Here is a 23,566-nt window from a genome sequence, read left to right on the forward strand (position 1 = left end):
TTACAGGACCGTACGGGGAGCGTCCGACATTGCGTGCGGACTAACGCAGCGCGCTACTGCCGATAGGTGGAGAGGAAGTTGCCAAACCGTTCGATCGCCTCGCGCAGATCGCGCGCCCACGGCAAGAACACGACACGCAGGTGGTCTGGGGTCGGCCAGTTGAAGCCGCGCCCGTGCACCAGCAATATCTTCTCTTGCAGCAGCAAGTCCAGGACCAGCTTCTCGTCGTCGTGTATCTCATGGACTTCCGGGTCCAACCGAGGGAAGGCATACAACGCGCCTTCCGGTTTGACGCAGGAAACACCGTCGATCGAATTGAGCATCTGCCAGGCCGTGTCCCGCTGTTCGAGCAGCCGACCTCCGGGCTTGATGAGCTCGTCAATGGATTGATACCCGCCCAAAGCAACCTGAATCGCGTGCTGTGCGGGCACGTTGGGGCACAGCCGCGTGGATGCCAGGAGATTGAGCCCCTCTAAGAATCCCTTTGCGTGGTCCTTGGGCCCCGTGATCACGACCCATCCGGCGCGGTAGCCCGCGACGCGGTAAGTCTTTGACAGCCCATTGAATGTTAGGCACAGCAAATCCGGTGCGAGCGAGGCAATCGAGGTGTGCTGGGCGTCGTCGTACAAGATCCGGTCGTAAATCTCATCGGCCAAAATCAACAGCCCGTACTTGCGCGCCAGTCCGACGATCCCGCGCAGGACCTCCTTGGAGTAGACCGCGCCCGTGGGGTTGTTCGGATTGATGACGACGATCGCCTTGGTCTTCGCCGTAATCTTCGCCTCGATGTCCTCAAGGTTAGGATTCCAACCGTTTTCCTCGTCGCACAGGTAGTGCACCGGGACGCCGCCCGACAAACTCGTCATCGCGGTCCACAGCGGATAGTCGGGAGAGGGAATCAGAACCTCGTCGCCAACTTCCAGCAGCGCCTGGAGCGTGATCGTAATCAGTTCCGAAACGCCGTTGCCCAGGTAGACATCATCGACATCGAACTCGGGAAACCCCTCGACCGTTTCGTATCGCGTGAATATGGCGCGACGAGCGGGCAAAATGCCCCGCGAATCCGAATAGCCCTGCGAGAACGGGAGCGCCGCAATCATGTCGCGCACAATCACGTCCGGGGCATCGAAACCAAAGGTTGCCGGGTTGCCGATGTTCAGCTTGAGGATGCGGTGCCCTTCAGCCTCCAGCCGCGACGCATGCGCAGCCACCGGCCCGCGGATCTCATAGAGAACGTTGCGGAGCCGGGCGGGCTGATCGAATGTTCGGCGTGGCTGGGCTGGGCCTGCGGGCGTCACTTTTCCTCGGCGGTGGTCGATTCTTCCGACGAGTCCACATCTCCCGCCGCTTCACCCTGCTCGTTGGTCTTGCGCGCACGCGCCGACTTGGCCTTCGCGGTTACCTCGTGGACCGCCTCCTCGACGGTCTCCTTTGCGGCCGCAGCGGCGTCCTTCGCCTTGGCAACCGCAGATTCAGCCGCATCCGTCGCCGACTCCGCTACGTCCTTGGCCTTCGCCACGGTGTGGCCCGCGGCCTCGCCCGCGGCCTCGGCCGCATCACCCACGGCCTCGCGGGCCTCGTCAATCGCGTCTTTGAAGGAGTGGTGCTCGGCGTCATCCCAAGGCTCGGCCCACGGGTCCTCGATCGGCTGCGTGCGGCGCCAAAGCATATAGCCGCCCGCGCCCGCGGCGACGGCCGTGAGCACCCAGAACGTGGCCTTCCCCTTCGACCCCTTCTTGCCGGCCTGCTTCGCCGCGGCAGCGGCCTTCTTCGCGGCCTTCTTCGACGACTTCGCGCCGTGGTCGAGCGCCTGCGAGGCGGCCTGCGCACCCACACCGACGGCGGCGGCCGTGCGAGTTGCCGCCTGATCCGCGGCGGCATTGATAGCTTCAACGACCTTCGGCAGGATCGTGTCAACCAGCGCGTCGTGCGCGGTGTCGATCACGGGAACGGCCCGTTCGGCAGCCTTTTCGACGTAGGGAGCCGACGCCTTGATCGACTCGTCTCGCGCCTTAGCCAGGCGAGGCGACAACCAATCCATGGCGCCCACCACCCGCGGTGCAGCCCAATCCTTCGCGTGCCCGGCGGCGTCCTTGGCCTGGTGCGCCAGCTTACCGGTCTGCGTCTCGGCCGCCGCCCGCGCGTCCGCCAGTCCCGCGGCAAGATCTGCTGCCGCCTTCTTGACCTGCTCAGCGTCGGCGCGCTCAATCGCGTGCGCGACTTTCTCAACGGACTTGTGGATCTTCTTGGCCATGATTGCCGCTCCTCGGTTCCGGACCAGACGGTATGGGTAGTACACCCATTCTCTACCTTTGCACAAAAGACGCGAAAAATTGCGGCGAACGTGTACGCCGGGGGCGAATTCCTCGTCCATAAAATGCCGGCGAACTCATGAAACAATGGCTTGCATGTTTGCTATCTTGCACACCTCCGAAGGTGACATCCGCGTAGAACTCTTCGAAAACCACGCGCCCCGAACGGTGGCGAATTTCACCGGCCTGGCGCAGGGCACCACCGAATGGGCCGACCCGCGCACGGGCCAAAAGCGCACCGACCCCCTGTACCAGGACGTGATCTTCCACCGCATCATTCCCGGCTTCATGATTCAGGGCGGCGACCCGCTGGGAACCGGAACCGGTGGACCCGGCTACAAATTCGATGACGAGATCCACCCCGAACTCCAGTTCAGTGAGCCCTACCTGCTTGCCATGGCCAACGCGGGTAAGCAACTCAACCCGATCACCGGCCGCCCCACGGGAACGAACGGTTCGCAGTTCTTCATCACGGTCGCGCCAACAACGTGGCTGAACGGGAAACACACCATCTTCGGGAAGGTCGCTGACCAGGAATCCAAGGATGTTGTAGACGCCATCGCCGCAGTGCCCACGGGCCCCGGCGACCGCCCCCTGACGGACGTCGTCATCAAATCGATTTCAATCGAACAATGAGCACCCCTCCCACCGGCGCACCCGCGCGCTGCGCCAACCACCCCGACCGGAATGCGTACGTGCGCTGCCAGCGCTGCGGCCGCCCCATTTGCGGGGAGTGCGCGCGCAACGCGCCGGTGGGAGTCCACTGTCCTTCGTGCGCCGGAGACGGGCACCGAAATGCGGCGCGCTCGATCCTGCGCTCCGACACGCCGGTCGCAACCTACACGATCATGGCACTATGCGTTCTGGCATACGGATCGCAGTTCATTCTCGGATCCGGCTGGACGAGCCGCTGGATGTTCGCCCCCGTAGTCGGCGACATCGAACCGTGGCGGTTCATCACAGCGGGATTCATGCACGGCGGAATCCTGCACCTGGCAATGAACATGATTGCCCTGTGGTCCGTTGGGATGTTCTTGGAGCGCTCACTGGGGCGGACGCGCTTCGTATCGCTTTACCTCCTATCGATTCTCGGGGGATCGGTCGGCGTGTTGCTCCTGGCGTCGCCGACGTCCGAAAGCTGGTACATCGGCGTACTGGGTGCGTCCGGCGGGGTCTTCGGCCTCTTCGCCGCGGTCGTGTTCGAACTCAAGCGGCTCGGACAAAACGCGCAGTCAATGCTCGCCATCATCGGCATCAACCTGGTCTTTGGTTTCGTGTTCTCCGGCATCTCCTGGCAGGGACACGTCGGCGGCCTGGTGACCGGCGCGCTGCTCGGGTTCATTTACTCGCGCCTCAGCTCGCCGTCGCAAAAGCTGGCATCGTATGCGGCGACGGCCGGGGTGGCCGTCTTGCTGATCGCGCTTGCGGTGATCCGATACAGCACGGCCGGGGCGGTCGCCCTCAGCACCGTAGGCTGAAACTAACCCCACGATGCGGCTTCAACGCCGAGCCCGCCCCGCCCCTTGCTGGGGCCGAGCCAATATCGCTAGCCCCCCAAGGCGCCCACGCGCCCGCCCCGCCCCTTGTTGGGGCCGGGCCAATATCGCTAGCCCCCCAAGGCGCCCACGCGCCCGCCCCGCCCCTTGTTGGGGCCGGGCCAATATCGCTAGCCCCCCAAGGCGCCCACGCGCCCGCCCCGCCCCTTGTTGGGGCCGGGCCAATATCGCTAGCCCCCAAAGGCGCCCACGCGCCCGCGTTCCTAGATGACACATTCGTAATTACAAGCGTGTAGTTATCCACACGAGTTTCCACCGGTGTGGATATGTCCACCGGGAAACACAGGGCTGTGCACAAGTTATCCACACCCTGGGGAAATTTGGGGAAGGCGCGGTCGCGTAGCCCGCACCCTCGCCCCCGCAGCCGGCCGCACAGCCCGCACAGCCCGCACAGCCCGCACAGCGGGCGTATCGAGCCCGCACTGCGCCTCACCCCGAATTTGGTCTCGATACGAGCCTGCGGCCGCACTTAACCAACGAAGGCGGGGTGGGAGCCCAAAGCTCCCACCCCGCCTTCACAACGGTTGTTTGCGGAAAAACTACTTGTACTGGGTAGACAGGACGCCCCCGCCCAGGATCATCCCGAACCCGATCGCCAGGTTCCACTGCCCAATGTGCGGAATGGGCAGGTTGAAAGTCAGCAGGCCCGAGGTCACGTAGAACACGACGATCCAGACCAGGCCGCCGATCAGCAGGGTGAGCATCGTCGGTACCAACCAGACGGGGTTTTCAGAGGTCTTGATGTTGGCGTGCGGCTTCTTCTTCCGCTGGTTCTGCGCGACTGCCTTTTGCCGCGCCTTCGTCAAGCCCGCCGCTGACGACTCAGTGACGGCCCCGTCACTGACCTCGGCCGACTCCTCAACGCTGTCGGCGTCATCGACAACAGCAGCCTCTTCGGGCTCTTCGGATTCGTGGGATAGTTTTGCGCTCGGCACGGATGCGGTCCTGTTCAAAATTGGTCAACGTATTCTGGACAAGGATAGCCGCTCTTTTTGGCTATCATGATCATTCTGCCCTCTTCATGCTAATGAGGTTCCCCGTGAACGCGAAACGCAAACCGCGTATGAGCCGCTCGGCGGCCCTTGTCGCCGCGTTCGTTCTCGCGCTCAGCGGCCTCCTTTTCACGGTGAGCGCGCAACTGGCAAAGACGTCCGGCACCTCCCGCCACCCCGAATCGGTGGTCGCGCTGGTCAGTCAGCGCACCGCGCACGTGGCGACGGTCTCCGCCCAGATTAGCGCGCTTGACCAGCAGATACAGGAACTGTCTGGGACGGACATCGGAACCATCGGCGGCGGCAAGGCGGGGCTGGCGGCGCGCACCGCTGCCGGCACCAAGGAGCTTCGGGGGCCGGGCCTGAAGGTGACGCTGAAAGACTCGCCGCTCACCGAGGTTCCCGCTGGCGCGGTGGCGGATGATCTCGTCATTCACCAGCAAGATTTGCAAGCGGTTGTCAACGCGCTGTGGGCGGGGGGCGCCGAAGCCATGTCGCTGCAGGGCAAGCGAATTACCGCGCAATCGGCGATCCGTTGCGTCGGAAATGTCCTCTATTTGCAAGGCGAGATCTACTCTCCGCCATACACAATCGAGGCCATCGGCGAGGCATCAGCCCTGCACGCCGCCCTCGATTCGGATCGCAGCATCCAGATCTATCAGCAGTATGTGGAGGCGTATTCGCTGGGTTGGAAGGTCTCGGACGAAAAGACGATCACGATTCCGGCCACGACCGACACCCAACGACTGCGCTACGCCGAACCATTGACGCAGCTTGAGGCGACGGCCACCGCATCTTCGAACGGTGCCGGGAAGAACTGACGATGAGGGACGAGGCCCCCGCCCCCGCGATCGCGGTCATCGACAACCACGACTCCTTCGTGTTCACTATCGTGGGTTACCTGCGAGCCCTGGGAGCCACGGTGAGCGTCACCCGCAACGACGACCCGGCCGCCGTGGACCGGGCACGCGCCGCCGACGGCGTGCTCCTTTCCCCCGGACCCGGCCACCCCAGGACGGCGGGAGCCACCCTCGCTGCGGTTGCCGCGTGCGCAAGCGACGCGCGCCCCCTGCTCGGTATCTGCCTGGGCCACCAGGCTATCGCCCACTACTTCGGGGCGCAGGTCGCCCATGCCCCAACCATCATGCACGGCCGCGTCAGCCGGATTGCCCACGACGGTCGCGGCGTGTTTGCCGGTCTTCCCGATCCCATGATTGCCACCAGGTACCACTCGTTGGCGGTTGCGTCCGATTCGATTCCGGATGCGTTGGAAGTCAGCGCGACCGCGCTGCCGCAGGGCTACGACCCGCATCGGGTCGTCATGGGTTTGCGGCACCGCGAACTCCCGCTAGAGGGCGTGCAGTTCCACCCCGAGGCGGTGCTCACCGAAGGCGGCGCCGACCTGCTAGCAAATTGGCTCGCCATGGTGCGCGCCCGCGCTTAGCACTACCCGGCGTTCGTGTCCGATCCGGTGTCGGTGCCCGACCCGTCCCCCGCGTCCGTGTCCCCCGGGTCAGAGGGCTGCTGGTTATTTGCGGGACCCGTCGAGATTGTCAGGGTAACGACCGTCCCCTTCTTCACCTTCTTGCCGATCTTGGGGCTGGTGCTGATGACCTGGCCCGATGGCACGGTGTCGCTGGAGGCCTGGACAGAGGTCGCGTTGTATTCCAGCCCCTGCGCCTTGAGCGCGTCCATCGCGGCGCCCTCGGTCATGCCGGAAACGTCGGGGATCGCGACTTTGCTGACGGCCTTGGCGACCGTGATCGTGATTGCGGATCGTTGCGCGACTGGCTGGTCCGCCGGCAGCGTTTGACTGATGACGGTTCCGGCCTTTTGCGAGTCGTCTTCGACGGTCTCCACGGTCACGACGAGCTTTTGCTCATTGAGCTTTTCCTCGGCTGCCGCCTGCTTCGCGCCCACCACGTTGGGGACCAGCACCTGCCCATTGGAGTAGTAGATAGTGACGTCGCTGCCCTTGGCGACCGATTCCCCGGCCGCGGGGTCGCTTCGCGTCACCTTGTCGCGGTCGACATCCGGGCTGTACTCCGAGCTTCCCGTGACCGGGTTGAGCCCCTGATCGCTCAGCATCTCGCGGGCGCGGTCCTGGTCGAGTCCCGTGACGTCCGGGATCGTGGCGTCCGCGGAACCGGAGGACACGGTCAGGGTGATGGCCGTATCGAGGGCCACCGATGCGTTGGCGACCGGGTCGGACGCCAACACGGTACCCTCCTCAGCGTCCTCGTCAGAAACCTCGGTGATCGTTGGCTCGGCGGTGAATCCCTTGCGGGTCAGTTCGAGTTTGGCGTCGTTGACGTCCATTTCAACGACGTTCGGGAAAGGCTGAGTGACGACCTGCGGGGTGTCGCTCTTCTTGTTGGAAACCATGACCAGGATCGCGATGATAGCGATCAACGCAACGATACCGATACTGATGAGCGTCCACATCAGGCCCTTGGACGACTTGTGTTCGGGGTCCTCGGGTTCCTCCACGGATGCCAGCGACCCCGTTGCGGTCGGCCCGGTGATGGTCGCTGTCGGGGTCGTCTGCCACGCGGGCGCGGCCGCGGCCGCGGGTACCGGTGCCGGAAGCGGCGCCGCGAATACCTGCGTGGCCGCCTCGACGGGCTCATTGGCGCTGACGGGAAGCCCCTTCATGGCGGCCTCCAGGTCGGAACGGAACGCGGCGGCGCTGCTGTACCGTTGCTCGCGGTCCTTTGCCAGCGCCTTCGCCACGATCCTGTCCAGCACGGGCGGGACGTCGGAGGCGATTGAGCTTGGGGTCGGCGCGTTCTCGCGGACGTGCTGGTAGGCAACGGAAACCGGGGAGTCGCCGGTGAACGGCGGGCGGCCCGTCAGGAGCTCGAACAGCAAGCATCCTGTCGAATACAGGTCCGAACGGGCGTCGACCTGTTCACCCCTGGCCTGTTCGGGCGACAGGTACTGCGCCGTCCCGATCACCGCTTGCGTCTGGGTCATGGTCGCGGCCGAATCCGCGAGGGCGCGCGCGATACCGAAGTCCATCACCTTGACGGATCCGGTGGGCGTCAGCATCACGTTGGCGGGCTTGATGTCCCGGTGGACTATTCCCGCGCGGTGGGAATAGTCGAGAGCCGATAGGACGCCGATCGTGATTTCTACCGCTTCCTCGATCGGCACCGCGTTCCCGTCGCGCAGGATATCGCGAACCGTGTGCCCCTCGACGTATTCCATGACGATGAACGGGACGTGCGAAACCGTCCCTGTCGCCGGATCGACCACGTTGTCCTCGCCCGTGTCGTACACGGCGACAATCGCGGGGTGGTTGAGGGCGGCCGCCGCCTGCGCCTCGCGCCTGAAGCGTGCCTGGAACGATGGGTCTCGCGCCAGGTCCGAACGCAAGATCTTGATGGCGACGGTGCGCCCCAGTCGGTTGTCGTGCCCGATGTGGACTTCGGCCATACCGCCGCGGCCGATCAGCGCACCGACTTCGTATCGGTTAGCCAAGATTCGAGGAGCGTGGTCAACCACTAGACATCCTTAGGTCGTGTCGGGTCGGGTGCGGCGCTACGTGCCGCACCGTCATGCGGGGCGATGCCGTAACCGGCCATCACCTTATATTGTTCACTATCAGTTCGCACAAAGGCGCTCTCGGTGGCGCCGATTACGCCAAGCAGTCCCGCGGCCTTGTTGTCAGAGCCCCGAGAACCCAGCCCGATGAGCGACGCAATGACAACGGCGATCACCAGGCCGATCAGCACAAACGCCTGCCATGACCAGTTTCCCCAGCGGCGTCCGGTGGTGGTTGAGGTGGGCCGTTGGGTTTGCGACGGTCGCGGGGTCGGCACCTGCTGCCGCCCGGCGTAGTTACGCGATTCACGGGGGCCCGTTTGGGCCGACGAGGCCCGCCCGCTCGGGCGCCCTGTCCCCCCGAAGGTGCCCGGCGCCCCCGCGGGCGTACGCACGGTCCCGGCGGATCCGCCTGCCGCCCCGGCGCCTCCGCGCCCGGTCCCCCCGAAGGTGCCCAGCGCCCCCGGGGGCGCGACCGCAGGCTGCTCGGCGGTTCGCTTTGCGCGCACGCTGTTGCGTTGGACGGCGGGGGCGGGCCGCCCTCCGACTTGTTCCGCAGGGCTCTGCGCCCCGGCGCCACGGCCGCCGGGGGTGTGGCGCGGGTCGCCGCCGATCGCGCCCGCACGCTGCGCGCGCGGCGGCGTGGGTGCCGCGTGACTCGGGTTGACCGGGTTGCCGTGTTCGGCGGAGATCGGCGGAAGCGGTTGCGTTTGCGCACCGATCGAGCCCAGCCACGGGTGCGCCCGGTACTTGACCATGAGTTCTTCAACCATGGTCGCCAGCTGCGCCCCGGACCGCGGGCGCTCGCTCGGATCCTTGGCGAGCATCCGTTGGATAAGGGTTGCCACATCCGGGGGAACCGACGATGGCAGGGGCGGAATGGGCTCATTGACGTGCGCGACCGCAATATCGACAGCGGTCTTTCCGGTGAAGGGCCGGTGCCCCACCAACGCCTCGAACGCGATGACGCCAAGCGCGTAGATATCGGACGTGGGCGTTGCGGGTTTGCCGACGGCCTGTTCCGGTGACAAGTATTGGGCGGTTCCCATCACCATTCCGGTCGCCGTCATCGGCGCCTGATCGGCAGCGAGCGACACGCCGAAGTCGGTGATCTTCACCGTCCCGTCGCGTTCCAGCAGTATGTTCCCCGGCTTGACGTCGCGGTGGACCACGCCTGATAGGTGGGCGGAATGAAGCGCTCGCGCGGTCTGGGCGATGATGCTTAGGGTCTGATCAAGGGGGAGGACGGGCGACCGCTCCAGCAGATCGCTCATGGGTTCGCCGACGACCAGTTCGAGGACCAGGTATCCGATCCCGTCGCGCTCGCCGTAGTCGAAGAGTTGCGCGATGCCGCGGTGGGACAGGGACGCCGCGTTGCGGGCCTCTGTGCGCAGCCGGCGCAAGAACTCCGTGTTTCCAGCGAATTCGGGCTTCAGCACCTTGATCGCAACCTCGCGGCTCAGCGACTCGTCCTGCGCGACCCACACCTGCCCCATTCCGCCCACGGCCAGCTGCCGCACAAGGCGATAACGGTCGCCGAGAACAAGGCCGGGGGCCGGAATCAGCGCGCTCATTTGCTCACCCCCGCCTTGAGGATGGCGGCGGCGATCGGCGCCGCCACCGCCCCACCGGTTGCCTCGCTGCCCAGGCTGCCGCCATTTTCCACGACAACGGCCACCGCGATCTGCGGGTCGTTTGCCGGCGCAAAGCCCGTAAACCAGGCGTGGGGTGCGCCGTCGTCGCCGGTTTGCGCGGTCCCGGTCTTGCCGGCGACCTTGAGTCCCGAAATCTGCGCCTTGGTCCCCGTACCCGACTCCACGACGGACACCATCATGTCGGTAAGGGTCGCTGCCGTCGCCGAACTGATCGGCTGGCCCAGCTGTTCGGGTTGCGTTTCGGACTGCACTTGCAGGTCTGGGGTTCTTACCTTGGAAACGAGGTACGGTTTCATCCGCTTGCCGCCGTTGGCGATGGTGGCGGAGATTTCGGCGACTTGCAGCGGTGTCACGCGCACCGACCCCTGCCCGATCGCCGCGATCGCGGTCTGCGCCTGATCGCCGGTCTGCGGGAACCGGCTGGAAGTCACCGGCAACGGTATAGCGAGGGACTCGTCGAATCCAAAGCTACGCGCCTGCGCCAAGAGATTGTCCGCCCCCACGCGTATCCCCAGGTCGGCGAACGCGGTGTTGCACGAAATGCGCAGGGCATTCGCCAGGTCGATCTTCCCACCGGAGGCGCACGCGCCCTTGCCGTAGTTGCTGATAACGCTCGTGGACTGCGGCAGCTGAAAGCCCGTGCCGCCATCGAGGTCATCGACGCTTGTGTCGTTTTCCAGGGCGGCGGCGGCCGTGACCAGCTTAAATACGGACCCCGGCGGGTAGGTTTCGCCGGCAATCGCCCGGTTGGTGAGCGGACTCCCGTCCTCCTCAAGCAATTCTTGGTACTTCTTGGCCACCGCGGCGCGATCGTGCGACGCCAACTCGTTCGGGTCGTATGTGGGGCTGCTGACCATCGCCACAATGGCTCCGGTCTTGACGTTGATCGCGACCGCAGCGCCGCGTTGATTGCCCAGAGCCTTGGCCGCGGCCTGCTGCACCTTGGCGTCGATGGTCAATTCGACGGACGAACCCTGCGATATCTTGCCCGTGGTCAGTTGCTTGATGCGGTTCAACCACAGCGAGTCCGATGAGCCGTTGAGCAGCGAGTTGCTGTAGCGCTCGATGCCGGAGCGTCCGACGATGACGGAAAAGAACCCGGTCACGGGCGCGTACAGCGAACCGGGTTTGTAGATGCGCTGGAATCCGTAGTCGTCATCGGATTCGGTGGAGTAGGCGATCTCTTCGCCATCCACGATGATCGGGCCGCGGTGGTTGTCGAATTCGCGGTAGAGCGTGCGCTTGTTGCGCTGGTCGGCGTTGAGGCTGGGTGCCTGGAAGACCTGGATGTTCGTTATGGCGACCAGCACCGCGATGAACAGCAGCAGCGCCGCGGTGGATGTCTTGCGGATCGGGTCGTTCACGCGGGCACCGCCTCGTTTGCGGCGCGGGCGGCGCGCAGCGGCAAGGGGTGGGGACGGCGCGCGTTGTCGGAAATGCGGATGAGGAGGGCGATGATGAGCCAGTTCGCGAGCAGCGACGAGCCGCCATAGGCGAGAAACGGAACGGTCAGGCCGGTCACCGGGATCAGCCGCGTGACGCCGCCAATGACGACGAAACACTGCCACGCAATGGCGAAGGAGAGGCCCCCGGCCAGCAGCTTGCCGAACCCGTCCCGGGTGCCAAGCGCGATCCGGAAGCCGCGCTGAACCAGGATCACGTAGGCGATCACGATCGCGAACAATCCCGTCAGCCCCAAAACCTCGCCGAGCGAGGCGAAGATGAAGTCGGAGTAGGAAAACGGGGTCAAGTGCGGGTAACCATCGCCCCAGCCGGTCCCCAGCAGGCCGCCATTGGCCATACCGAATAGCCCGTTGACCAGTTGCCCCGAACCACCGACGGCGTAGTAAACCGAGTCATCCATCGCGTGCAACCAACCGTCGAAGCGCCGCGCGACGTGCCCAAACAGCTTGATTGCCGTAAGCGTTCCGACACCGAACAGGCCCAGCCCGATGATGATCCACGAGACCCGCTCCGTTGCGATGTAAAGCATCGCCAAGAAAATGCCCAGGAACAATAACGAGGTCCCCAAATCCCGTTGGAACACCAGCACCGCAAGGGATGCGCCAAGCGCGAGCAACAACGGGCCAAAATCGCGCAGCCGCGGCAACTGCAAACCGAGCACCTTGCGCCCCGCGAGCGCCAGGGTGTCGCGGTTGGTGACCAGGTATCCCGCACAGAAGACGGCGAATGCAATTTTCGCGAGCTCGGCTGGTTGAAAGGACAGCGGGCCGACGTGAATCCAGATGCGCGCGCCGTGGATCTCCGTGCCGATTCCGGGGATGAGAGGCAGCATCAACAACCCCGCCGCGGCTAAGAGCGCGACGTATGTGTACCGGCGAAGCGTGCGGTGATCGCGCAGCACGGCCAGCAAGCTCACCGCGGCCGCCATCGAAATCAGTGTCCACAGCGTCTGCTTGAACGCGATGTTCTTAGCCGAGACCATGGGGTCGAGCTGATAGATCATTGCCAAACCGATCCCATTGAGGGCAATGGTGATCGGCAGGATGATCGGGTCGGCGTACGGCGCGAATTTACGCACCGCAAGGTGCATCCCCACGGTCAGGATGACCAGCACGCCGGCATCGCGGTAAAAGGTCGCCGGCAGCCCCCCGCTTGTTGCCAGGCCCACCAGGGCGTATGCGCCCACGCCGAGTATCAAGGCGAACAGGATGAGGAAAAACTCGCTTCCGCGCCGCCGGGGAACGGGGGTTGGCTCAACGGTCGCCACTACGATTCACCCGACGTGGCCGGATCGGTCGCGCTCGAATCGGTGGTCGGCGAGGTCGGTTCAGTGGCGGGCGCGGTCGTCTCACCGGCCGCAGGGGTCGCCCCCGTGGTCGCGGCGGTATCGGCCGAATTCGGCTGCGCCGCAATGTCGGATTGGATCTGCTGCCAGCGCTCTTCGATTCCGGCCTGCGACCCAGCGGTTATGGTCGATGACCGCACGGAAGTGCGGGTCGGTTCGGGGAGCAGATCAGCGTTGACCTGCGTGCTAACGACCACGCTGGACAGCGAAATCGGTCCCAAGGACTGCGGGATGCCACGGTAGAGCGCGACGTTTCCGTCCGCCGTTCCAATGAAGTACTGCGTCTGCGTCCAGCTGTACCCGAACCAGCCGGCCACCGCCAACAGCGCGACGACGATCACCGTCACAGTCCACGGAATCCACCTGCGGCGCGGGCGCGGCGCGGGCGCCGGCTCTGCGCTCTCATCGGTGAACTCGTCCGAGGCGGCCTCGGTCGGCGACGCGTCGGCCGCACCGTCCCCGGCACGCTCGGGATCGCCGCTGCCGGAAACGGCCGCCGCCAACGAAGCGGCACGAGCCGCCGGCCCGTCAACCGCAGCCGAGGGTTCGTCCCGATTGACGGCAGCGGCGCCGACCACAATCACGTCAGGCTGGGGAACCGAACCATCGGGGGCCTCGTCCAAATCAATGATGTCGGCAACGATGCAAGTGATGTTGTCCGGTCCGCCTGCCCGCAGCGCCAGCTGAATCAGCTTTTCGGCGGCCTCATCTGGGGTCGCAGACTCGCTGAGGGTCCGCTGCAACGTCTCGAAGGTGACGTAACCGCTCAAGCCATCGGAGCAGATCAGCCACCGATCGCCGACCTCCGCCTCGCGCATGGACACATCGGGCGTGAGCTCGACCTCGAAATCGCCCAGGACGCGCATGACCACGGATCGTTGGGGATGATGCTCCGCCTCTTCGGGCGTAATCTTGCCGGTGTCGACCAGGTGCTGCACCAGCGTGTGGTCGACGGTGACCTGGGATAGCTCGCCATCGTGCAACAGGTATGCGCGCGAATCACCCATGTGCGCCATGGCGATCTTGTTTCCCGATCGCAGCAACGCCGTCACGGTCGTCCCCATGCCCGCAAGCTTCGGATGGGAACGCGCATATCGGACAAGTTCGACCCGCGCATCCTCGATCGTGTCCCGCAGCTTCTTCACGATTTCCCCGGACCCCAGGGCTTCATCGTCCAGGGGGGCAAGCTTCGCGATTGCGATCGAGCTGGCCGTGTCGCCGCCCGCGTGTCCGCCCATGCCGTCGGCCACCGCCAGCAGGTGCGGGCCCGCGTACGCGGAGTCCTGGTTATTGGCGCGTACCAGCCCCACATCGGAGGCGGCCGCGTAGCGCAGGGCAATCGACATTCGGGGTGCTACTTTCTCAGTTCGATAACGCTCTGCCCGATCTGCAGAGGCGTGTCGAGCGGTAGTTCTTCCGGTCGCTCCAGGGGGTGCCCGCCCACCTTGGTGCCGTTCGTTGATCCCAGGTCCTCCACGAACCACGTGCCATCGTGCGGATAGATGCGGGCGTGTCGGGATGAAGCGTAGTCGTCGTTGACGACAAGTGTGCAATCCGGAGCGCGGCCGATCATCACAGACACGTTCCCCAACGGCAGGGTCGTGCCCTCCAGCGGACCAGCCGTGACAACCAGATGCCGCGAATCCGGGTGGGGCTGGCGGCGAGGCGCCGCATCGACGGGGCCGGGCACCGGATGCCCCTGACGCCGCGGACTGATCCGCGTGCCGTACAGGTCCCTTCGCAGCACGGATATGACGGCGAGCACAAAGAGCCACATTGCCACCAGGTAGGCAATGCGCAGGATGGTCATCGTCAATTCGTTCATGCGTTAGGCATCTGTTTCCGGGTCGGCATCCCAAAACAGGATGCGCGTGCGGCCAATTGTCAACGTATTTCCGTCCACCAGGGTGGCGGCTGGCACCTGGTGGCCCTCAACGAAAAGCCCGTTGGTTGAACCCAGGTCGGTTGCGACCACTCCGTGGGGTGTCAGCTTCAATTCGAGGTGGCGCCTGGATATCCCGGGGTCATCGACGACAATATCCGCCTCCGATCCGCGACCTATGACGGTCGTGGCACCGGTCAGCAGGTAGCGCTGGCCGTCGATGTCGATCATCGGGTGCCGCGTCGAGGCGGTGGTGGGTGCGGCGCCCGCCGCCCGCACGGTTTCGGAGGCGATCTGGAACTGGCCGGCGGGAAGGTCGGCCTCTTCAAAGGCGACCGACACGGGGCCAACCATGGCATAGCCTTGGCGTGTGGCGTGCTGCACCAGCGCCTCCGCCAGTTCGGCGGCCAGCGCGTCCTCGCCCCAGGACTGAATCCGCGCAAGGTCGCTCGCCGATACGTCGAACCGGTACACGTTGGGGACGACGGTGCGTTCCTGATCGATGGCGGCGGCGCGGTAGTCCGCCTCCTTCTTAAGCGCGGCGACCAACTCGACTTCCTTGAGTTCGCCACGGAATTTCTTAAAGACGCGACCCACCGCCCGCTCAGTGCCCTGCTCGATTCGGTCGAGGAATCCCATTCCACCTCCTGGGGGCGTGCCGCGATTGCGCACGCGGTCGCGTCGAAATTAATAGTGCTGCAAACAATGATCGTATCCGCAGCGCGCCACAATATGCGGCAATGATCCGTGTCGGAGTGCCATTCCACCCTAGCGCGCTTAAATGAATGCCCCCACGCGGTACGGTTCGACTGTGAGTCATCCACCACTCGAATCCATCATCGACCCCGGTTGGGCGCGGGCGCTTGCGCCGGTCGAGCCGCAAATTCACCTCATGGGTGGCTTTTTAAGGGACGAGGTCGCCGCAGGTCGCCCGTATCTACCCGCGCCTGGCGACGTGCTGCGCGCCTTCACATACCCGCTCGCGGATGTTCGCGTGCTCATCGTCGGACAGGATCCGTATCCGACCCCCGGCAACCCCGTGGGGTTGTCGTTCGCGGTAGCGCCCGGGGTGGCCGTGCCGGCGTCCCTAGACAACATCTTCAAGGAATTGGTAAGTGATGTGGGGTGCGAGCGCCCCTCCTCGGGCGATCTCACGGCGTGGGCCGAGCGCGGAGTCATGCTGCTGAACAGGGTTCTGACCGTGCAGGCGGGACAGGCCCGCTCGCATCGCCGCCGGGGCTGGGAGCAGGTCACGGATTGCGCCATCGACGCCCTGGTGGCGCGCGGCGGCCCCTTGGTTGCGATCCTGTGGGGCAACGACGCGCAGTCCCTGCGGCCGCGGTTGGGCACCGTGCCGGTCATCGCATCGGCGCACCCGTCACCGCTCTCGGCCTACCGGGGCTTCTTCGGGTCGCGCCCGTTTTCCACGGCCAACCGGCTGCTCGTCGAGCAGGGGGCATCGCCGATCGACTGGACGCTCCCGTCATCCACCCGCTGACCGAGTAGCACACCCACCCGCTGATCGAGTAGCACACCCACCCGCTGATCGAGTGCGCCGAAGGCGCGTATCGAGATCAATGCGGCGTAGTCTCGATACGCCCGCTACGCGGGCTACTCGACCAACGAATCCGCGCGCCACCCGCTGATCGAGTAGCACACCCACCCGCTGACCGAGTAGCACACCCACCCGCTGACCGAGTAGCACACCCACCCGCTGACCGAGTAGCACATCCACCCGCTGATCGAGTGCGCCGAAGGCGCGTATCGAGATCAATGCGGCGTAGTCTCGATACGCCCGCTACGCGGGCTACTCGACCAACGAATCCGCGCGCCACCCGCTGACCGAGTAGCACATCCACCCGCTGATCGAGTAGCACACCCACCCGCTGATCGAGTGCGCCGAAGGCGCGTATCGAGATCAATGCGGCATAGTCTCGATACGCCCGCTACGCGGGCTACTCGACCAACGAATCCGCGCGCCACCCGCTGACCGAGTAGCACACCCACCCGCTGATCGAGTAGCACACCCACCCGCTGACCGAGTAGCACACCCACCCGCTGACCGAGTAGCACACCCACCCGCTGATCGAGTAGCACACCCACCCGCTGATCGAGTAGCACACCCACCCGCTGATCGCGACCGGGCTACCAGTGCAACCTGGTACTTTCGCAGTGTGCCCAATCACATCAGTCCCGAACAATGGGCGCAGGTAGTCCTGCGCCGATACGCGGCGGCAACCAACCTGCTGATCGCCTCCCGCCACTTCGCGATCGCGGACCCCCGCGACGCCAACCTTGAGTCGCTGGCCGCCGCCATGCGGGCAATTGGGGCGAGAGTGACCTGGGTGGACCCCTCGGAGCCGTGCGAGGAACGCTCGTTCCACGCCCTATTCGGCTACGACCTGCCGGCAACGGGATGCCCGGGCGTTGACGTCACCGTCAGCGTCGCCCCCGCCGCGGCCGGCAGCCCGATCCCCGCGGGTGAATCAAAAACCGTCGATGTGACCGTGCGCGACGAGGCCGGCGCCGTCTTGACCAGACCAACGGGGGCGGACGGCACGGCACGCATCGCCTGGGCCCGCAGGCACATGCCCGTGACTGCCGCGATCGAGAACCGCCTAACCGAAAGCCGCGCCCTGCGGGGGTGGCGGATCGGAATGTCGCTGGTGCTTGAACCAAAGACGGCCGTGCTGGCCCTTGCGCTCGCCCGCGCCGGCGCGCTGGTATCGGTGTTTGGCCACCCCGCCGAAACGCGCGACGACGTTGCCGATGCGCTGCGCAAGCAGGGGCTGGCCGTCTTCGCCGACTCCCGGGCAACGCCCGCGCAGGCGGCACAGCTCGCGGACCAATACCTGCGGCGCGGTCACGACCTGCTGATCGATGACGGTTCGCATCTGATCCGCCGCGCACACGAATTGCCGGACGTTTTGGACCAGTTGCGCGGGGCGGCCGAAGAAACGACCAGCGGCCTGCGGCCGCTGCGAGCGTGGGCTGAGCAAGACCGCCTGGGCATCCCGGTCATCGCCGTCAACGACGCTCGCTCAAAGACACTTTTCGACAACGCCTACGGAACCGGCCAGTCGTGCCTGCTGACCATCATGGACCTGGTCGACCCGGACCATCGCGGCATCGACATGAGCCAGACCACCATCACCGTCATCGGCTACGGCGACGTGGGCCGCGGCTTCGCCCACCACGCGCGGGCGCTTGGCGCGACCGTCCATGTTTCCGAAATCGATCCGGTTCGCGCCCTGCAGGCACGGTTCGATGGCTACGAGGTCGGTGACACCGCCGAACTGGCAACCCGCACCGATTGGATCGTGTCGGCCACGGGAGTGCGCGACACGATCAACGTAGCTGTTCTACAGGCCGCAAAGGATGGAGCCGTGCTGGCGGTCGCCGGCGGCGTAGACCAAGAAATCTCGATCGAGGACGCGCGAACCGCGGGCTTTACGAACCGCCAAGTGCGGCCGCGCGTCAAGCAATGGTCGCGGCCGGCAGGGGGGGAACTCGTTCTTCTTGATGACGGCGAATGCATCAACGTCACCGCCGGTGAGGGCAACCCCATCGAAATCATGGACCTGTCCTTTGCGGTGCAATTGCGCGCCATCGAAGCCCTGGTTTCCACGGATGCGCCCACGGCACCCGGCGTGTACCCCCTCAGCGCGCAGGCTGACAACGACGTCGCGGCCGCGGCGCTCATCACCGGCGAGTCCGGATCGTGGACCGGGGCCGCGCGCGCGACGCCCGGCGATGAGACGCAAAGCGCCCCGCCCTCGCCCGCGCCGCTGCACGTCGCCGAACGCAAGTCGGCCATCGCCCGCGAATACGGGGTGGCATTGGGTACTGAGCGGTCCAACCCGTCGCTGGTCAACGTGTATTCGGCGGCGCTAGTGATCCCGGTGACCGCACCCGCCGTGATCGGCGGCGCCGTGGCGGTTCGCGGCGGGCGCATCATGCACGTTGGCGAACGCGACTGGGTCGTCAAGACACTGCGGGAAACCGGGCAGGCGTTCACCGAACGCCACTGGCCGGGTGTCCTGCTGCCCGGGCTGGTCAACGCCCACACGCACTTGCAGTACACCTCGATGGTCGAGGTCGCATCGCGCACCTACGCGGGTTTTGACGATTGGGCGCAGGCCTTCAACGTCGTGTACGACAACGGCGTGCACGATTGGGGCGCGCACGCCGCCGACGGCGCGCGCCAGGCGATTCGGTTCGGCACCACGGCCGCGGCCGACGTCGTGACCGACCCGGAGGCCGCCCCCGCGCTGCACGATGCGGGCCTGCACGGCGTCGCGTACTGGGAGGTCATGGGCTGGACCAACGAGGAGTGGGCCAAGTACGGAGAAACGCAAACCCTCGCCGCTCTTGACAGCATGCCGACCCCGCCGATGGTCGGGCTTTCCCCGCATGCCCCGTACTCCCTTGACACCGCCCCTCTCCTGGAGATACCCGACCTGGTGCGCCGGCGCGGCCTGCGTCTGCACATCCACCTGGCCGAATCCCAACTCGAGGCGCAGTGGGCGCAGCAATCGAGCGGATCGCTTGCCGACCTGTGGCGGTCCGGGCAGTCGCAGAGCTTTAGGGTTCTGCGGGACAACGGTTTTGGAATGAGCGCCACCGAGTTTGTCGACCAGCTCGGGGTGCTTGGCCCGGACTGCCACGTGGCGCACGGCGTGTACATGACGGCCTGGGACCGGTCGCTGCTGCGGGCGCGCGCGACGTCGGTGGCACTGTGCCCGCGGTCGAACCAGATCATCGGGCTCGATGCGCCGCCGGTTGCCGCCTACCTGAACGAGGGGAACCCGATAGCGGTCGGAACCGACTCCCTATCGTCGTCGCCGTCGCTGGATCTGCTCGCGGACGTTGCGCTGTTGTACGAATTGGCGCGCGCGCAGGGGTACGAGCGCGACGACCTCGGCCGGCGCCTGCTGTACGCGGCGACGTTGGGGGGCGCCACGGCCCTGGGACTGAGCGCGGGCCCGGACCGCATCGGGCAGTTGCAGACCGGCGCGGTTGCCGACATGGTTTTCTTGGACATACCCGTTTCGGACATTTTCGGAACGATCGAGGACGTTGTGCGCCACGGTGCCGGATCGCAGGTCGCGACCATGATTTCCGGCGAACTGCGATACATGGACGCCGTATTCAATCAGGCAAGTCGGTAAAAGGATCATGATGGACGAGTTCCCCGCCCCACCCGCTCCCGCATCGACCGATGAGGGGGCGGCCGCCGTGCGGCCCGCCCTGGCGGTCGCCCTGGGGCTTGCGCCCCACCCAGAGGGCGGGTGGTTCCGCCGCACGTGGACGGCGCCGGTCAGCGTGCAGACGGCGCGCGGCGAGCGCGCAACGGCGTCCGCGATCCAGTTCTTCCTGGCGGCGGGGGAATCCGCGGCGTGGCATGTGGTGCGATCGGACGAGCTGTGGCTGTGGCACGGACCGGGCGCCCTGCGCCTCCAGTTCGGCGGGACGGGGGCGGCGCCCGATGAGACCGGCGAAACCGTGACGCTGGACTCGTCCTTGGATATCCCCCGTGTCCAACTGCTGATACCCGCCGGGGTGTGGCAACGCGCCCTGCCCGTCGCAAGCGACGTGCTGGCGACCTGCGTCGTATCGCCCGAATTCTGGTACGAAGATTGGCGCCTGGCCGACGATTAGCGCGCCAAACCCGCGCCCCCGACACCGTTGTCCACATTGTGGACCACCGCCTGACGCCAATTGAGATGGCTTGTAGGTTTAGTCGTGGAGCCACAACGCCGCGGCCGAGCATTCTCGATGCGAGCGCGCGGCCGACTCAAGCAGTCACTGCCACTGCCCGGGGCGCGGGGCCCCACCGACCATCTAGCGGGCCACACCACGGCCCGCAGTCGCACCACCTGGAGGAACATATGCGCATCTCCCGTCCCACACTTCGTCGCGGCGCCGCCGCCCTAGCGGCAGCGGCCACCGTCTTGGCGCTGAGCGCATGCGGTTCGTCCTCCACGTCCTCGCCCACGGCCACCACCCCCAGCGCGGGCGCATCGACCACCACCGCCGCGGCCGACCTGCCCACCGTCGAAAAGGGCAAGCTCACCATCGCGACGGGCGAACCGGCTTACAGCCCGTGGGTCGAAAACGATGACCCCGAATCCGGCGAGGGATTCGAAGCCGCCGTGGCCTACGCGGTCGCCGAACAGCTCGGATTCAGCAAGGACCAGGTCGTGTGGAAGCGGTCCACGTTCGACTCCGCGATCGCGCCGGGCCCCAAGGACTGGGACTTCAACCTGCAGCAGTTCTCGATCACCGATGAGCGTAAACAGGCCGTTGATTTCTCGTCCCCGTACTACGTGACCGCGCAGGCCGTCCTGACCATCAAGGGAAGCGCCGCCGAATCGGCAACGACTATTGCGGACCTGAAGAAGATCAAGTTCGGCGTGCAGGCCGGATCGACCTCGGCGACAGCGCTCGAGAAGTTCGTCGACCCCGATTCCGACCCGTTGCAGTTCAATAGCTCGCAGGACACCGTGCAGGCGCTCAAGGGCGGTCAGGTTGAGGCCATCGTCGTCGACCTGCCGCAGGCACTGTACCTGGCGGGTGTCGAGCTGTCCGACCTGGGAGGCAAAGTCATCGGCCAGTTCGAAGACACCACGGGCGGAGATGAGTACGGCTTGGTCCTGCCCAAGGGTTCCGAGCTGACCACGCCCGTCACCGCGGCCGTTGACGCGCTGCGCGAAGACGGCACGCTCGCGGAATTGCAAGAAAAGTGGCTGTCAAGCAACATTTCCGTCCCGGTCCTGAAGTAGATTTCACGTCATGACTACAAGCGGCGCTTCGCGCACCAGTGACCGCGACGCCGCGGGCGCGCCGGTCGGCCTCGATATCGTCAGCGACATCGAGATCGGTCGGCGCGCCTACCGCCGCCAACAGACCACCAAATCCATCATCATCTCGCTGGTCAGCACCGTCGTCTTCGCCGCGATCATCGTGGTGGTGCTATCCAACTCGCCCGGCTGGCAAGTAACGAGGGAAACGTTCTTCAGCCCGGAGCACTTCGTCAAGGCACTTCCCAAGGTCGCCGTCGGCCTGTGGCTCAACATCAAGGTCCTGTTCTTCGCGGTCATCGGCGTCGCCGTGCTTGGCACGCTCCTGGCGGTGCTGCGCTCTTTGCGCGGCGCGGTGTTCTTCCCGCTGCGATTCCTGGCCGCGGCCTACACCGACCTGTTCCGCGGCGTCCCGTTCCTGATCGTCCTGTACCTGGTCGGATTCGGTATCCCGGCACTGGGCCTGACCGACAAGGTCATCCCGTACGCGATCTTGGGAACGATCGCCCTGGTCTTGACGTATTCGTCCTATGTCGCGGAGGTTCTGCGCGCCGGCCTGGAGGCCGTGCATCCTTCGCAGCGCTACGCCGCCCGCTCACTGGGGCTGAGCCACGCACAGACCCTTCGCCTGATCGTGCTGCCACAGGCGATCCGCAAGGTCACTCCCGCCCTCATGAACGACTTCGTGTCGATGCAAAAGGACGTCGGGCTCATTTCGGTGCTGGGAGCGGTTGACGCGATCCGCGCCGCCCAGATTTACCAGGCGACCACGTACAACTTCACTTCCTACGTCGTCGCTGGCCTGCTCTTCGTGTGCCTCTCGTGGCCATTCATCCGGCTCACGGACTGGTACACCGCCCGCCAACAACGCCGCGAACAGATGGGAGGGGTGGTCTGATGACTGCGACAACACCCGTACTCGACGTCCGCGGGGTCGTCAAGAAGTTCGGCGACAATTACGTGCTTCGCCGCCTGGATTTGGCCGTCCACAAGGATGAGGTCGTGGTGCTGCTCGGGGCGTCCGGTTCCGGCAAATCCACGCTGCTGCGCACCGCGAATCTGCTTGAGCGCGTCGACGACGGCCAGATTTTCCTGTCCGGCGAGGACATCACCGACCCGCGGGTCAAGGTCGACGCCGTCCGCGCCCGCATCGGGGTCGTCTTTCAGCACTTCAACCTCTTCCCACACCTGCGCGTGCTGGACAACGTGACGCTCGCGGCGCGCAAGGTCCACGGCTGGGATGCGGCGCGCGCCGAACAACGCGGCATGGAATTGCTGGCCCGCATTGGCCTGGCCGATAAGGCGCGCGACTACCCCGACAGGCTCTCTGGCGGCCAGCAGCAGCGCGTGGCGATCGTGCGTGCGGTTGCGACGAACCCCGAGTTGCTTTTATTGGACGAGATCACCTCCGCCCTTGACCCCGTCCTTGTGGGCGAGGTGCTTGATCTGGTGGGTGAGCTCAAGGAACTTGGTTCCACGGTGCTGATGGCGACGCACGAGATCGGGTTCGCGCGCCGCGTCGCTGACCGCGTCGTGTTCTTGCAGCACGGCGTGATCGTCGAGCAGGGGCCGCCCGCCCAGGTCATCGACAATCCGCGGGAGAAAGCCACCCAGGACTTCCTGGCGCGCGTTCTTCACTGAGAAAGGTTCCCGGCTGCAGCTCGCGGGCCGGCCCGCGAGCTGCACGGTTGCACAAACAGGCAGGCCAGTTAGTTCGACGCGATGGCAACGTGCTATAGTTTCCAGGCACGCGTGAGTGGCGGAATGGCAGACGCGCTGGCTTCAGGTGCCAGTGCCCGCAAGGGCGTGGGGGTTCAAGTCCCCCCTCACGCACGCGAATGAGATGGCCCCTGACCTGGGATTTGCTTCCCTTGGTCAGGGGCCATTTTCGTCGAGCGGGCTGGAATAGTGCTAGGGATTTGGCCCATAACCCAGAAGTTCCTCGCCTCGTTCGCCGACGGCCCTGCTGCCGACGGGCTAACAGGGGCTCGATGCCTGCTATTTCTCGTCT

The 23,566-nt window shown here is 65.6% G+C and carries 20 protein-coding genes and 1 tRNA gene; 11 read left to right on the plus strand and 10 right to left on the minus strand.

The features are described 5' to 3' along the window. Positions 1 to 53: 53 nt before the first annotated feature. Both FB389_RS06420 and FB389_RS10490 read right to left on the minus strand, forming a co-directional pair. A complete protein-coding gene (locus FB389_RS06420; protein ID WP_142112059.1) occupies positions 54 to 1,298 on the minus strand; it encodes a pyridoxal phosphate-dependent aminotransferase in 1,245 nt (414 codons plus the stop codon). Next, positions 1,295 to 2,254 (minus strand): hypothetical protein, encoded by a 960-nt coding sequence (locus FB389_RS10490; protein ID WP_170207907.1) that lies wholly within the window; start codon positions 2,252 to 2,254, stop codon positions 1,295 to 1,297. Before FB389_RS10490 ends, FB389_RS06420 begins: the two co-directional genes overlap by 4 nt. Before the next feature lie 154 nt (positions 2,255 to 2,408). Here FB389_RS10490 and FB389_RS06430 point away from each other — a divergent pair, with 154 nt between their 5' ends. Together FB389_RS06430 and FB389_RS06435 are read left to right on the plus strand one after the other, a co-directional pair. Then, on the plus strand, positions 2,409 to 2,948 hold the full coding sequence (locus FB389_RS06430) for a peptidylprolyl isomerase (RefSeq protein ID WP_142112061.1): 540 nt from the start codon (positions 2,409 to 2,411) through the stop codon (positions 2,946 to 2,948). Further along, positions 2,945 to 3,790, plus strand: coding sequence for a rhomboid family intramembrane serine protease (locus tag FB389_RS06435; protein ID WP_142112063.1), 846 nt, complete (start codon positions 2,945 to 2,947; stop codon positions 3,788 to 3,790). Before FB389_RS06430 ends, FB389_RS06435 begins: the two co-directional genes overlap by 4 nt. Before the next feature lie 617 nt (positions 3,791 to 4,407). Here FB389_RS06435 and FB389_RS06440 read toward each other — a convergent pair. Beyond that, entirely contained in the window at positions 4,408 to 4,821 is a 414-nt protein-coding gene (locus tag FB389_RS06440; protein WP_170207908.1) for a cell division protein CrgA, read from the minus strand. 86 nt (positions 4,822 to 4,907) lie between these two features. Between FB389_RS06440 and FB389_RS06445 the strand changes: the two genes are divergently transcribed. Together FB389_RS06445 and FB389_RS06450 are read left to right on the plus strand one after the other, a co-directional pair. Continuing rightward, entirely contained in the window at positions 4,908 to 5,681 is a 774-nt protein-coding gene (locus tag FB389_RS06445; RefSeq protein WP_170207909.1) for a DUF881 domain-containing protein, read from the plus strand. 2 nt (positions 5,682 to 5,683) lie between these two features. After that, the gene (locus FB389_RS06450) at positions 5,684 to 6,304 is read left to right on the plus strand and encodes an anthranilate synthase component II (RefSeq protein WP_142112069.1); all 621 of its coding nucleotides are present in this window, start codon (positions 5,684 to 5,686) and stop codon (positions 6,302 to 6,304) included. Positions 6,305 to 6,306: 2 nt separating this feature from the next. Here FB389_RS06450 and pknB read toward each other — a convergent pair whose 3' ends face one another. Genes pknB through FB389_RS06485 form a run of 7 tightly spaced genes read right to left on the minus strand, consistent with a single transcriptional unit; the run spans position 6,307 to position 15,391 of the window. Continuing rightward, the gene (gene pknB, locus FB389_RS06455) at positions 6,307 to 8,367 is read right to left on the minus strand and encodes a Stk1 family PASTA domain-containing Ser/Thr kinase (RefSeq protein ID WP_142112071.1); all 2,061 of its coding nucleotides are present in this window, start codon (positions 8,365 to 8,367) and stop codon (positions 6,307 to 6,309) included. Then, a complete protein-coding gene (locus FB389_RS10700; RefSeq protein WP_246043558.1) occupies positions 8,367 to 9,980 on the minus strand; it encodes a serine/threonine-protein kinase in 1,614 nt (537 codons plus the stop codon). Before FB389_RS10700 ends, pknB begins: the two co-directional genes overlap by 1 nt. Further along, positions 9,977 to 11,425 carry a peptidoglycan D,D-transpeptidase FtsI family protein gene (locus FB389_RS06465; protein ID WP_142112073.1) on the minus strand — a complete coding sequence of 483 codons (1,449 nt, stop codon included), beginning with the start codon at positions 11,423 to 11,425 and terminating at the stop codon, positions 9,977 to 9,979. The genes FB389_RS10700 and FB389_RS06465 overlap by 4 nt, the downstream gene beginning before the upstream one ends. Further along, positions 11,422 to 12,792: an FtsW/RodA/SpoVE family cell cycle protein gene (locus tag FB389_RS06470; protein WP_142112075.1), complete on the minus strand. Its 1,371-nt coding sequence runs from the start codon at positions 12,790 to 12,792 to the stop codon at positions 11,422 to 11,424. Before FB389_RS06470 ends, FB389_RS06465 begins: the two co-directional genes overlap by 4 nt. Next, a complete protein-coding gene (locus FB389_RS06475; protein ID WP_142112077.1) occupies positions 12,792 to 14,216 on the minus strand; it encodes a PP2C family protein-serine/threonine phosphatase in 1,425 nt (474 codons plus the stop codon). The genes FB389_RS06470 and FB389_RS06475 overlap by 1 nt, the downstream gene beginning before the upstream one ends. Before the next feature lie 8 nt (positions 14,217 to 14,224). Continuing rightward, positions 14,225 to 14,695: an FHA domain-containing protein FhaB/FipA gene (locus FB389_RS06480; RefSeq protein WP_142112079.1), complete on the minus strand. Its 471-nt coding sequence runs from the start codon at positions 14,693 to 14,695 to the stop codon at positions 14,225 to 14,227. Positions 14,696 to 14,698: 3 nt separating this feature from the next. After that, positions 14,699 to 15,391: an FHA domain-containing protein gene (locus tag FB389_RS06485; RefSeq protein WP_142112081.1), complete on the minus strand. Its 693-nt coding sequence runs from the start codon at positions 15,389 to 15,391 to the stop codon at positions 14,699 to 14,701. 172 nt (positions 15,392 to 15,563) lie between these two features. On the opposite strand from FB389_RS06485, the gene FB389_RS06490 reads away from it, so the two are divergent. From FB389_RS06490 to FB389_RS06525, 7 genes are all read left to right on the plus strand, one after another. Then, positions 15,564 to 16,250 (plus strand): uracil-DNA glycosylase, encoded by a 687-nt coding sequence (locus tag FB389_RS06490; protein WP_246043559.1) that lies wholly within the window; start codon positions 15,564 to 15,566, stop codon positions 16,248 to 16,250. Between the two features lie 676 nt (positions 16,251 to 16,926). Next, positions 16,927 to 19,923, plus strand: a complete 2,997-nt coding sequence (locus FB389_RS10580) for an adenosylhomocysteinase (RefSeq protein ID WP_211344965.1) — start codon at positions 16,927 to 16,929, stop codon at positions 19,921 to 19,923. A 7-nt stretch (positions 19,924 to 19,930) separates the two neighbouring features. Further along, positions 19,931 to 20,413, plus strand: coding sequence for a cupin domain-containing protein (locus FB389_RS06505; RefSeq protein WP_246043560.1), 483 nt, complete (start codon positions 19,931 to 19,933; stop codon positions 20,411 to 20,413). A 230-nt stretch (positions 20,414 to 20,643) separates the two neighbouring features. Beyond that, complete coding sequence (locus tag FB389_RS06510) at positions 20,644 to 21,537, plus strand: ABC transporter substrate-binding protein (protein ID WP_211344966.1); 894 nt, start codon at positions 20,644 to 20,646, stop codon at positions 21,535 to 21,537. A gap of 10 nt (positions 21,538 to 21,547) precedes the next feature. After that, positions 21,548 to 22,453: an amino acid ABC transporter permease gene (locus FB389_RS06515; RefSeq protein WP_142112085.1), complete on the plus strand. Its 906-nt coding sequence runs from the start codon at positions 21,548 to 21,550 to the stop codon at positions 22,451 to 22,453. Then, positions 22,453 to 23,196: an amino acid ABC transporter ATP-binding protein gene (locus FB389_RS06520; RefSeq protein ID WP_142112087.1), complete on the plus strand. Its 744-nt coding sequence runs from the start codon at positions 22,453 to 22,455 to the stop codon at positions 23,194 to 23,196. Before FB389_RS06515 ends, FB389_RS06520 begins: the two co-directional genes overlap by 1 nt. Before the next feature lie 109 nt (positions 23,197 to 23,305). Continuing rightward, positions 23,306 to 23,388: transfer RNA gene (locus tag FB389_RS06525), tRNA-Leu, on the plus strand. The last annotated feature ends 178 nt before the right edge of the window (positions 23,389 to 23,566 follow it).

The sequence above is a fragment of the Rarobacter incanus genome (assembly GCF_006715765.1).
Taxonomy (GTDB): domain Bacteria; phylum Actinomycetota; class Actinomycetes; order Actinomycetales; family Cellulomonadaceae; genus Rarobacter; species Rarobacter incanus.